At 51.4% G+C, this 11,748-nt stretch carries 12 protein-coding genes; 7 read left to right on the forward strand and 5 right to left on the reverse strand.

The window, feature by feature from the left end; all coding sequences use genetic code 11:
- The first annotated feature begins 78 nt into the window (after window positions 1-78).
- Together SHEWANA3_RS00375 and mog are read left to right on the forward strand one after the other, a co-directional pair.
- Window positions 79-1,038, forward strand: coding sequence for a carbohydrate kinase (locus tag SHEWANA3_RS00375; RefSeq protein WP_011715353.1), 960 nt, complete (start codon window positions 79-81; stop codon window positions 1,036-1,038).
- Window positions 1,039-1,243: 205 nt separating this feature from the next.
- Window positions 1,244-1,777 (forward strand): molybdopterin adenylyltransferase, encoded by a 534-nt coding sequence (gene mog / locus SHEWANA3_RS00380; protein ID WP_006083754.1) that lies wholly within the window; start codon window positions 1,244-1,246, stop codon window positions 1,775-1,777.
- Window positions 1,778-1,810: 33 nt separating this feature from the next.
- Here mog and SHEWANA3_RS00385 read toward each other — a convergent pair whose 3' ends face one another.
- Complete coding sequence (locus SHEWANA3_RS00385) at window positions 1,811-2,029, reverse strand: hypothetical protein (protein ID WP_011620903.1); 219 nt, start codon at window positions 2,027-2,029, stop codon at window positions 1,811-1,813.
- 151 nt (window positions 2,030-2,180) lie between these two features.
- Here SHEWANA3_RS00385 and SHEWANA3_RS00390 point away from each other — a divergent pair, with 151 nt between their 5' ends.
- Window positions 2,181-3,224, forward strand: coding sequence for a helix-turn-helix domain-containing protein (locus SHEWANA3_RS00390; RefSeq protein ID WP_011715354.1), 1,044 nt, complete (start codon window positions 2,181-2,183; stop codon window positions 3,222-3,224).
- Window positions 3,225-3,227: 3 nt separating this feature from the next.
- On the opposite strand, the gene SHEWANA3_RS00395 is transcribed toward SHEWANA3_RS00390, so the two are convergent.
- The 4 genes from SHEWANA3_RS00395 to SHEWANA3_RS00410 all read right to left on the reverse strand — a co-directional run bounded on the left by SHEWANA3_RS00395 (window position 3,228) and on the right by SHEWANA3_RS00410 (window position 7,123).
- On the reverse strand, window positions 3,228-3,488 hold the full coding sequence (locus tag SHEWANA3_RS00395; protein ID WP_011715355.1) for a hypothetical protein: 261 nt from the start codon (window positions 3,486-3,488) through the stop codon (window positions 3,228-3,230).
- 49 nt (window positions 3,489-3,537) lie between these two features.
- Complete coding sequence (locus tag SHEWANA3_RS00400; protein ID WP_011715356.1) at window positions 3,538-4,677, reverse strand: ABC transporter permease; 1,140 nt, start codon at window positions 4,675-4,677, stop codon at window positions 3,538-3,540.
- Between the two features lie 88 nt (window positions 4,678-4,765).
- Window positions 4,766-5,500, reverse strand: coding sequence for an ATP-binding cassette domain-containing protein (locus tag SHEWANA3_RS00405; protein WP_011715357.1), 735 nt, complete (start codon window positions 5,498-5,500; stop codon window positions 4,766-4,768).
- 3 nt (window positions 5,501-5,503) lie between these two features.
- Window positions 5,504-7,123, reverse strand: a complete 1,620-nt coding sequence (locus tag SHEWANA3_RS00410; protein ID WP_011715358.1) for an alpha/beta hydrolase — start codon at window positions 7,121-7,123, stop codon at window positions 5,504-5,506.
- 92 nt (window positions 7,124-7,215) lie between these two features.
- Between SHEWANA3_RS00410 and SHEWANA3_RS00415 the strand changes: the two genes are divergently transcribed.
- The 4 genes from SHEWANA3_RS00415 (at window position 7,216) to SHEWANA3_RS00430 (ending at window position 11,720) form a co-directional block, all read left to right on the forward strand.
- Window positions 7,216-7,581: a GntR family transcriptional regulator gene (locus SHEWANA3_RS00415; RefSeq protein WP_011620909.1), complete on the forward strand. Its 366-nt coding sequence runs from the start codon at window positions 7,216-7,218 to the stop codon at window positions 7,579-7,581.
- Window positions 7,582-7,627: 46 nt separating this feature from the next.
- Window positions 7,628-8,491, forward strand: coding sequence for an ABC transporter ATP-binding protein (locus SHEWANA3_RS00420; protein WP_011715359.1), 864 nt, complete (start codon window positions 7,628-7,630; stop codon window positions 8,489-8,491).
- Window positions 8,488-9,798 carry a hypothetical protein gene (locus tag SHEWANA3_RS00425; protein ID WP_011715360.1) on the forward strand — a complete coding sequence of 437 codons (1,311 nt, stop codon included), beginning with the start codon at window positions 8,488-8,490 and terminating at the stop codon, window positions 9,796-9,798. Before SHEWANA3_RS00420 ends, SHEWANA3_RS00425 begins: the two co-directional genes overlap by 4 nt.
- Window positions 9,799-9,926: 128 nt before the next feature.
- Window positions 9,927-11,720, forward strand: a complete 1,794-nt coding sequence (locus tag SHEWANA3_RS00430) for a long-chain fatty acid--CoA ligase (RefSeq protein WP_011715361.1) — start codon at window positions 9,927-9,929, stop codon at window positions 11,718-11,720.
- The last annotated feature ends 28 nt before the right edge of the window (window positions 11,721-11,748 follow it).

Here is an 11,748-nt window from a genome sequence, read left to right on the forward strand (position 1 = left end):
AGGCTTAAAACCAACAATTTAAAAGGCCCATCAAGCATGGGCTTTTTGCTTAACCATTAGAGACATAAAGGGATCCATATGACGGTATTACTCAGTTTCGGTGAGGTGTTAGTGGATTTATTGCCCACAGATATTAGCGGCAAGTCCCATCAAGCCATTGCGGGCGGCGCGCCTGCAAACGTGGCTGTGGGTTATGCCAAACTGGGGGGCAAGAGTTACTTTGCCGGCGGCATCAGCACCGATGATTATGGGGCTATGTTAAAACAAGCCCTAGCGAATGAAGGGGTTGTAACGGATTACTTGACCCAAGTGCCGGAGGCGCCAACGGCGACTGTGGTGGTAAATTTGGATGAGCATGGCGAACGGACCTTTGAGTTTAACCGCCAAGGGACTGCCGATCTTTGCTATAGCCCGCGCCATTTTGATGCCATTCCATGGCAACAGATGGATATTTTTCATCTCTGCTCCAATACCTTTACCGAAGCGAGCATTTTTAACGCGAGTCTCTACGGCGCTTGTTGTGCGAATTCATTCAATAAGATAGTGAGTTTTGATGTTAATTTGCGCTTATCACTCTGGCCCGATACCGCATTGCTTGCTGAGCGGGTTGAGCAGTGTTTTCGTTACACTCAGGTACTGAAAATGAGCCGTGAAGAGGCTGAGTATTTAGCGTTAACGCGGAATAAGAGTTTCGAAGATTATTTGCAGTTTTGTTTGGCGCACGGTGTTGAAGTTATTTTGATTACGGACGGCGCCAATCCAGTGCAATGCATCACAGTGAATGAACGATTTAGTGTGCCAGTCCCCCAAATTAAAGCCGTTGATACCACGGCGGCGGGCGACAGCTTTATGGCGGGTTTTTTGTTTGCACTGGGTTTTGAGTTGGCGTTTGATCTCGAGCATTTAACCTTAAAACATCGACTCGCATGTCAGGCACAGTTGCGCAAGGCGATTGAGTTTGCGGTGCGTTGCGGCGCCGTAACCTGTGGGCAGAAGGGCGCTTTCCCTGCCTTGCCCACATTGTCACAGGTGAGTTAACACTTCCTGCAAACCATCAAGCTGAGGTGAGTGATTGCTTGCCTTAGCTTTTTTTCGAGCCTATTGCGCGAACTTCATCACGTTTTACTTGCCCCATTAGTCGAGCATTTATGCTATTTTAGCTGCGGCTTATAGTCGAAGGAGCATAGGTTTCTCCTCTGCTTTCGGTCGATTGGTTTTATTTCAACATGATTGGGGATTTCCTATGAGCAAAGCAAAAATCGGGATTGTTACGGTAAGCGATCGTGCCAGTGCGGGGATTTATGAGGATATCTCGGGCAAGGCCATTATCGACACCCTCAATGATTACCTCACCAGCGAGTGGGAGCCGATTTATCAAGTGATCCCCGACGAGCAGGATGTGATTGAAGCGACCCTGATCAAGATGGCAGATGAGCAAGATTGCTGCTTGATTGTGACCACGGGCGGCACTGGTCCAGCAAAACGCGATGTCACGCCTGAGGCGACTGAGGCCGTGTGCGATCGCATGATGCCGGGCTTTGGCGAGTTGATGCGCGCCGAGTCGTTAAAGTTTGTGCCTACGGCGATTCTCTCGCGCCAAACTGCGGGCTTGCGAGGGGATTCATTAATTGTGAACCTGCCGGGCAAGCCAAAATCTATCCGTGAATGTTTAGATGCGGTGTTCCCCGCCATCCCTTACTGCATCGACCTGATGGAAGGGCCGTACCTCGAGTGTAACGAAGCCGTGATTAAGCCTTTTAGACCTAAGGCAAAATAACGCGCCGCACAGCTATATGACATAAACCCAAGCCTAGCTTGGGTTTTTTATTGGCTTGTTCGGAGTTGGTGGCTTGCTGGTGATCAGCAGCGCCGATACACCTGTCGCGATAAACAGCACTGGGATAGCCACAAAATGCGCGAAGGCATTGGGCGCAATGCTGAAGTTTAACCAGAGCAAGAGTGCCCAAATGAGGCTGAGTAAGCCAAAGGCCAGCAGGCGTTTAAACTGGCTGAGGGTGCGCTGTGTCATAGTGTCGTCCTGTGTGCTGGAGGTTTAAGCACAGTCTAAAAACTCCCGCATTGGGCTTGAAGTGTCGTTATTGACAATTTTAGGGTGAGTAGTGACATTTTTAGCCAGTAAGCTAGACTCAATGCATGATGAGGCTGGCGAGGGCATTGGGATGAAAAGGATCACTATTTTGGCGACGGACAATACGGTTGCCAGCGGGATTATTGGTTTTCTCGATGTGTTTAGTTTCTGCAATACCTATTGGCGGCGAGTCAATCCACAGGCCGAACAAGACCTGTTTGAGTGCCAAGTGGTCTCGAGTCATGGCGGTGATATCCTAACGAATCAAGGTATTAAAGTGCCTGCCGTTGGGCTTAATACCCCGAATGATATTCTGCACTCCGATGCGGTGATTTTGGCTTCGGCCATGGTGACCAATAAAAGCGAGTTTCAAAACTATCTTCATGATTTTGAATCCTTATTCGAACCGTTAAGGCTGTTTGCCGACTCAGGTAAACCATTGGCGGCCTATTGCTCTGGCACCTTGATTTTAGCGGCCTCCGGCCTGCTGGACGGGCGTGAAGCGACCACCGTCTGGTGGCTGAATGAGATGTTTCAGCGACATTTTGCCAAGGTGAACCTGCGGATGGACAAGCTGGTGGTGTCCGACGGCCATCTGCATACCGCGGGGGCGACAACCTCGAATATGAGCCTCGCCCTGCATTTAGTGCACATTTTGGTGGGTGAGCAGTTAGCAAGCCAGATGGCAAAAATCCTGTTGATTGATCCTAATCGCCAATCCCAACAACCCTTTATGACCATGGATCTGATGACGTCAAGCCATAAGGACGAGGTGATTTGGAATGTGCAGCAATGGATGCAGCATCATTTAACCGAACCGCTGTTACTAGATGATATTGCTGATAAATTTGCTTTAGGTAAGCGCACCCTTATTCGCCGCTTTAAAAAGGCATTAAACGAGACTCCGGCCAGCTATGTGCAGCGTCTGCGGGTGGATGAGGCAAAACGCCTATTGGAAACGACCAGTTTAGGCTTAGAGGAAGTGGTCACCCGTGTGGGTTATGAGGATGTCAGCTCGTTTCGCAAATTATTCATTCAGCTAACGAGCTTAACCCCGAGGGCCTACAGGCAGCGCTTTAATACTCAGCAATATGAGTTTGATAGCGACAACTGCTGCGAGGCTGAACTGCATTAATGGCTATTTCAGCGCGTCAATCTGTTGCGCCAGAGATGTCTTGGCAGTGTCGTTCTCTGCGTCTGTCACTATGCGCTCCAGTACTTGCACACGCTCGGTAAGCACTTGATTCTGTAAACTCAGTTGCGTGAGTTTATCCTCAAGCTGTCGATCATTTCCGCCGCCCAGTTGGCGGATTTTTAGATAATGCTTAAACATTTCTGTGGCACTCACGCCCACCACAAAAGTCACCATGATCACCATCAGCACATATTCGTTTTCCATAACTGACCCCTTTAACCCAAGGGCGCGGTGCGCCCTTGGGTCGATAGTGTTATAAGCCGAAGACCACTTTTTCACTCTTTAAGGATTTTTCCATACCAAGCGCCAAGACGAGGGCGATGGCTAAGGTGCCGAGCGTCGATACCAGCAGTTGCAGCATGCTCATGTCCTTACCTTTGATAAAGTCCATCAGCGCCTGTTGCTGACCGGATACTGGCAACCATTGCAGTATGTCCGGCGCTATGTTGTAGCTGGCCGCCATCGATAGCGCCAAGGGCACAAACAACACCATGGTCAGGTAGGACTGGGCTTCCTTAAAGGTTTTCGCCATAAAGGACACAAACAATTGCAGGCAGGCAGCCATCAGCGCGACGGGGATACCGACCAGCAACATTAGCGCCATAAACTCATTGGTGATGCTGACGCTAAAGCCGAGTTCCTGCCAAGGCACGAAGGTATAGGCGACCTTAGACACCAGTAAAATCAACACTAAGCCGAGCAGGGCAAACAGGCCGACGGCGATGATTTTAGAGAGCACTAACTGGCGTGTGGTCAGCGGATGGCTGAGTAACAATGCCAAGGAGTTGCGCTCACGCTCACCGGCGCTGGTGTCGATAGCCAGATTCATCCCCGAGATAAACACTGAGTAAATCATAGTGAAAATGGCGATGCCTAAGATCATCCCGCCCTTAGAGTCGGTCGTGGCTTGGTCATGCACATTCACTTTCAGTGGCTGCACCACTCGAGGGTCGATGCCACGGGCGATTAAGCGTAGGCTGCCCATTTCGGCGCTATAGGCCTGCAACTGTTTCTCTAAGCGGCGAATCGAGTTTTGCAGTTTTTCCTCTGAGTTATCGGCCACGATAGTTATCTCTGCGCCTTTGCCTTGGTTCATCTGCTTGGCATAGTCGGGGCTGATAATCAGCTCGATGGCTTTCAGATCCTTAGCGCCTGCTTCGCCCTGAGTAATCCCTTTGTTGGATAAAAATCTCACTAAGTCCGGCGCCTTGTCGGGGTTAGTGATGCTGATTTTCAGATCGTCAGGGCTGGTCAGTTGGCCGATAAGCACCATAAATAGGCCACACATGATCAGCGGCGTGCCTATGGCGTAGTAGAGTCCCGCCATCACAGAGCGTTTATCGCGGGCGGCGTCTATCAGTTCCTTGCGAACCATTGCGATGATTTTGTTCATGATTATTCCTTATCCCAAGTTTGTCTGTTCGCCATTAGGTCGAAGCAGGCGTTATCGCAATTTATGTGAGCGTTAATGCAGTGAGTCATCATGCGGCAATGCCCTCATCGGTGCCGATCAGCTGGATAAAGGCATCTTCGAGTGAGGCCTTACCCGTTTGCGCGCAGAGCTGGTCTGGGCTGCCGATGGCGACTACTCGGCCCTGAGCCATCACGATCACTTGGTCGCACAAGGCCGCGACTTCCTGCATCACATGGCTGGAAAACAGCACGCAATGCCCTTGATTCTTAAGGTCGATAAGAATGTCGCGCAGCAAGCGAGTGCTCATCACATCGAGTCCGCGGGTCGGCTCGTCGAGGATAATATTGCTCGGGCTGTGGACTATGGCCTGGGCGAGGGCGGTCTTCATTCTTTGCCCTTGGGAGAAGCCTTTACAGCGGCGATCGCTGATATCTTCGAGACGCAGTTTGGCGATGACATTATCTGTGGCCGCCTTGGCATCGCTCGCGGATAAACCGCTGAGTTCGGCAAAGTAACGGATATATTCCCGCGGTGTTAAGCGCTCATACAGACCGAACGGGTCGGGGAATAATCCTAATTGCTGCTTAGCGCCAATCGGGTCGATGGCAACGTCGATACCTTCAATTTCAGCCGTGCCAGTATCGGGCTTTAACAGACCGAAAATCGTGCGCAAACAGGTGGTTTTGCCCGCGCCATTGGGGCCGAGTAGGCCGGTGATCTGGCCGTTTTCGGCCACGAAGCTCAAATCGTTTAAGGCCTGCACTTCGCCGATGCGCTTAGAAAGATGGGATACTTTGATCATGACTTACTCCTTGGCTCCAGTGCTGGGCTTATCCTTGGGCTTATCTTTGGAAGAGTGGGTTGCATCTTCGGTTGCGAGTGGCTCAACCGAGCTGGCGTTTAAATAGAAGCTACGGCGCACATCCTTCTTCAAACATTCACCATCGAGATCATTGACCGAACCAGTACGCACTAACTCGGCGACTAAGTTATTGGCGCAGGACTGATAGGCTACACCATGGGTCGCATAAGGTGCGACAAAGTGTTTGGCGTTGGTGAGTTTCTCCATCGCCAGTTCTCCCCAGCTCGGTGGGGTTGCTGGGTCAATTTCGCCCGATAGCAACAGGGTGGGGATATCACTCTTGATAGGCTCGCTAAAGTTGGCATCGACTGGCGGCACCTTCCACACAGAGCACGATGCTTCTAAGCTTTCGAGCATGGTTTTGCCAACATAGGAGGTTTTGGCCTGTTCGCGCATCGCAGGGGTGATGCGATGTATGTCTTCACCGCAGACGACTGAGGCGTGCATGCCCATTGCCATACCCGCATTATCCGTAGTTAAGGCAAATAACCCGAGTAATGGTTGGTAGTTACCCTTAGCGGCCTGATGAATCGCATGGGGCACTAAGGCGCGTACATTGGTTTGATACAGCGCCATGCGGATCGCGCCGTAAAACTTTGAGCGCGTCATAGTGAGTAGGGTCTTTTCTCCCGTCACTGGGTCGTGCACTTGCTCCATCACTGGCCCTTGGCTGAGTTTAGCGACTACTTGGTCAAACTCGGCCTTGAGCTCAGGAAACTCGGCATGGCAGGCGGCTGTGTCTTGGCAGTCTTTAAACAGCAAGTCAAAGCCACGTTCAATCGCCGAGCCAATCTCCAATACGCTCTGCTGCATGGGCACAATACCGTCTATGGTGACTGTGGCTAAGTGCTCGGGATATAAGCGCATATAGAGCTGTGCCATACGTGTGCCGTAGGAGATACCGTAGAGGTGCAGTTTTTTGTAGCCTAACTGGGCGCGTACGGCTTCGAAGTCTTGCACCGCATTGAGGCTGCCATATTGGGTGACATCAGTATCGGGGAATTGATCGCGGCATTTTTGCGCTTCGGCCAAGGTATCGACATTATCATCGTCGAAGGACAGTGGCGATTGTGGGCCTGCGTCACAATTGAGCACATTGGAGCGCCCCGTTCCGCGTTGATCGATTAGCAGAATATCGCGCTGCTGGCGCACTTTGTTCAGCATGCTATCGAAGCCTGCCGCGTTATCTATGGCCGATTGACCTGGGCCGCCGGCGATCGCCAGTAAAGCCTCTTCGTGGTTGACGTTTTTCACCGCGGGCAAGACCACATAATGCACTTGGATCTGTTTGCCATCGGGCTTATTAGGGTTTTCGGGCACAGTGACAAAGCCGCAATTTAAGCGGTCCGACACGCCCTCCACATAACAGGTGTTGGCGGATTCAGTGGGCTTTACTGAGTTGTCGCTCGCCCAAGCCGTGGCGCTACCCATGGCGAGCATCAGCGCACTCAAACTGATGATGCTTTTGCTTAACTTGCCCGAGTGCTGGCGAGTATCAACGCGCTTCATTGCCACGTCAGCGCTGGCATTATGGGACTTCCTGTGGATCATGCTATCTATCATGAGCGCTTTCCTTTTTGCATTTCAGGATGAGTGTGTTACTTTAAATACAGTGTATCGGTGTATCAATGTATTAATACAGTGTGTAAAGACTAATGTTAGAACTTTTAAATGTCAACCCCAGCAGTGGTGAGCCAATTTACAAGCAATTACACGAGCAAATCGTGCGCTTGATTGTGGGCGGCCAGTTGCAAGAGGAAGACGTATTACCCTCAGTGCGCCAAATTGCTGAATATCTTGCGGTCAATCCGATGACGGTGTCCCGCGCGATTCAGCAATTGGTCGATCAGGGTTGGCTAGAACGTCGCCGTGGTCAGGCGACTAGGGTCGCGGCGCGTACCGAGGCGATGGAGTCGGGCGTGAGTCTGCTCGAGCCGCAATTAGATGCCTTGCTGGCGCAGGCAAAGCAGCTGGGCGTGAGTCTGCCCGAATTACTGCAATTGATTAATGAGCGTTGGTAGCCTGAGTCGAGCTAAGCGAAAACGAGAATAAAAAGGACGCAATTCGATGGACCAAGACTGTACCCCAATACTAGAGTTTTCTAACGTAAACAAAGTGTTTCGTGGCAAAGGCGCCAGCGAAAAACGTGCGCTCAAGGATCTGACCTTACGTTTATCGGCCGGTATGGTGGTCGGTCTATTGGGACAAAACGGTGCGGGTAAATCGACCCTAATGCGCTGCGCCTTGGGGATCCTCTCGCCGGATTCGGGCGAAATCCGCACCTTAGGCGAAACGCCGGAGCAGCTTTCTTCTGCTGCTAAGGAACGCTTAGGCTATGTGCCGCAGCAACCCTTTGGTTATGAAGGCTTTACCGTTGAACGTGCCCTCGATTTGCACCGCAGTTTTTATCCCCACTGGGACATGCAGTTAGAGCAGGATTGGCTCACCCGCTTCGAATTAGATGTGACTCAACAGGTACAGCGCCTGTCCGTTGGTCAGCGTCAATCCCTGGCCTTGATCATGGCGATGGCCTATCGCCCCGAGTTGCTGATCCTCGACGAACCCGTGGCCAGCCTCGACCCGATAGTCAGACGCAAGTTTATGGTCGATTTGTTCGACTTAGCCCTCGAATCCGGCTCGGCCGTGTTGTTTTCATCCCATATCACCTCAGATTTAGAACGGGTCGCGAGCCATGTCGCCCTGATTAAACAGGGCGAGTTAGTGCTGTTTAAGGAGATTGATGCCCTACGGGAAGAGGTGCGTTTAGTCAAACTCGCGGAGGGCGCCGAGTTACCTGAGCAGGTGCGTATCCTCAGCCGCGATGGCGATTCTGTTCTGGTGGATAGGGGCGATGTGGAGCTTAATTTGCCCGGCGTGCAGCGCAGCGAAGCGCTGAATTTGGAACAACTCTTTGTGGAGCTGCACAAATGAGTGCCGCGAAACCCATAGCAGAATCAACGACCCGCATCGGTACTAGCCATTCGCTCAATCCTTTTAACGGTATGTTGCGCCTATGGTTTTTTGATGTGGGCAGCGTGAGTTTTATAGGCACTGGCATATTTGGCTTGGCCCTGAGCGTGTTAGCGGGATGGGCGGGGCAAAAGGCGAGTTTCGATATTTTTGTCACTATGGGCCTAGTGTCTACCTCGGCAGCGGTGGCATGGCAGCTGATCCGCCTGATGGCGAGTGAGTGCTCCATCTTAATCCCCCGTTATCGGCAGAATATTTTTATCCAGTGTGAAGTGATGCTGATAGGCGCCTTTAGCCTTGCGGTGTTGCAATGCGTGCTGTTTGACCTGACCGATACTCTGTCGTTACTGGTCTTTGCCCAAGGGATAAGCCTAGGGTTTATCTTGCTGTGCCTGCGGCAAACCCAATGGTTTTACAGCTCATTTTTACTGTTTATCTTAGTGCCGTTTTCCAACGAGTTGGCGGAGCAAGTGCCGCTGTGGCTAAGCATCATAGTGCTGTTTGTGTTAGCGGCCTTAATTTGGCGCCGATGCTTAGTGTTACCTTGGCGGGTAGAGGCACGAAGTGTGTATCTTAACGGCTTGGAAATGGGCTGGTTTTGGCTGCCTAGCCTGCAATCCATACGGATATTGACTCGGTTAGAGCGTTATCTGCATCCGGTTAACTTCTTTATCGGTCCTATGCTGACCGTGTTGCTGCTGTTGCTCCCCGTGCTAACCATCGGGCTTGGGATCGTCTCCCACGAGCTGCATTGGAACTTCCCGGTATTACTGCTACTGGCACAATTTAGTGTGATTAGTTGCTCGTTGGTGCATTGGAGCCGTGTACAACGCTCTCGGGCGACTGAAATGCTGCTGTTGATGCCAAGCTTCGACGGCCGTGCTGGCTTAGTTAAGGCCTTTGGTCGTGGTCAACAACGCTTGCTGCTTCTGCTCAGTTTGAGCGTGTTAATCTGCAGTCTGTTTGTCACTTGGCTCGATGGTGATTTGAGCTTGCCTCTGCTGGCGCACATAGTGATGAGCACGTATTGGGCCTGCGCCTTAGTGTTAGGGCTAGGTTGTTTGTGTCGCCGCGTATTGCAGGTGAGCCTGACCATGCTGGTGGTGCTCGGGCATTCGCTCTGGGTGTCTATTAGCCTCGCGGCGCTGCAACACGATGGAAGTCTGCTCTATTGGTCGCTGGGTAATCTGGTGCTGCTGATCCTTGGGCAAATCGCACTGATTTGGGGCAGTAAAAAGCTCTGGCAGGGCGACATTACCGGGCTCTAATTGCCCTGAAATGGCGTGATTTGGGCGACATTTGCACAAGATTAGAGCAAAAACTCTTAGTTTTTAGCTTGCCTTCAGGTAGAATGCCGCAAAAGCGGTACACTTGTAAGCTAAAAGGTGAGTCACTCATGTCTCTCGAACAATATCACGTAATTCGACTATTACAGCAGCAAAGCCAGTCATTAAAAGAGGCTATAGCGCTGGAAGGTTTTGAAATGGCTGCGCCTTGGCATCAAGTCAGTTGGCAGGCATTCGATCAAATCAGCCATAAAATTGCACAGGTGTTGATTGAACTTGGCGTACAAGTGCAAGACCGTTGCGTGATCCTGTCGCAAAACTGCCCTCAATGGACCTGTGCCGACATAGGTACCCTGAAAAGCCGTGCCGTTGTGGTCCCCATTTACCCGACCAGTACCTTAGAGCAAGCCAGCTTTATCATTAACGATGCGGCGGCCAAGGTGATTTTTGTTGACGACGCTAAGCAATATGCGCTGGCCTGTGAGCTGCAAAAACAGTGTCCGACCCTAGAGCATGTGATTGTGTTCGATGCGAGTGTTGAGCTGGCGCAGGACAAGGCTCAACATCAGCATTTAGACAGCTTGTTAGCCAAAGAATATGGCCAGAGTGCTGAGCTTGAGCAGCGCTTAAAGGATGCCAATCTCGACGACCTGTTAACCTTGATTTATACCTCTGGTACCACGGGCGACCCTAAGGGCGTGATGCTGGATTACCGCAATATGGCTTCGACTGTGCGTCAGCACGATCAGATCCTGCCGTTTACTACTGGCGATGTGTCGTTAGCTTTCCTACCGCTAAGCCATGTGTTTGAGCGTGGTTGGAGCTTCTACGTGCTGTGCCGTGGCGGCCACAACGTGTATCTGCAAAACACCCAAAGAGTGAAAGAGGCCATCAGCGCAGTGCGTCCGCATACCCTGTGCGTGGTACCGCGTTTCCTCGAGAAGGTTTACAGCGCAGTGCAGGATAAGGTCGCTAAATCCGCCGAAGGCCGTAAAAAACTGTTTGCTTGGGCCATGGGCGTCGGCGAACGCCAGTTTGAGGTGAGCCAAGGCCGCGCTAAGGGCGGTTTATGGTTATCCTTGCAATGGCGTTTAGCGCACAAGCTGGTTTACAGCAAGTTGCAAGCCGTGCTCGGTGGGCGCTTAAAGTTTATGCCCTGCGGTGGCGCCGCTCTCGATTTAAACGTAGCGTCTTTCTTCCATGCCATTGGTATTCCGGTACTTTGTGGTTACGGCATGACGGAAACGAACGCCACTGTGACCTGTAATACCCTAGATAACCGAGTTGCGGGTTCGAACGGTAAAGTCTTACCCGAAATCGAAGTGAAGCTAGGTAAGGACGATGAGATTTTAGTCCGTGGCGACACTGTGATGCGCGGTTATTACAATCGCCCCGAAGATACCGCAGCTGCCTTCGAAGATGGCTGGTTAAAGACCGGCGATGCGGGACGACTCGATGCCAATGGCAATTTATTTATTACCGACCGCATCAAAGAGTTAATGAAAACCTCCAACGGTAAATACATTGCTCCGCAACGGGTTGAAGGCACAGTGGGCCGTTGCCCCTTTATCGAACAAGTGGCTGTGATTGCCGATGCCCGTAACTATGTGACGGCGCTGATTGTGCCAGCCTTTGAATCCCTCGAAGCCTGGGCCAAGGATAAGGGCTTGAAATACGAGTCGCCTATCGAGCTGCTGCGTCACAGCCATGTGGTTGAACATTTCGAGCAGCGCTTAAAGCATTTACAGCAAGAGTTGGCGGGTTTTGAGCAAATCAAAAAGTTTACCCTGCTGCCTGAAGCCTTTTCGATGGAGGCGGGATTAATCACCCCGACGCTGAAATTGCGCCGCAAAATGATTTACCACAAGTACGCCCATGAAATTAATGCTATGTACAATAATTGATTGTTAAATCTTTGATCTTAAAAGGCCG

It is taken from the genome of Shewanella sp. ANA-3 (assembly GCF_000203935.1).
GTDB lineage: Bacteria > Pseudomonadota > Gammaproteobacteria > Enterobacterales > Shewanellaceae > Shewanella.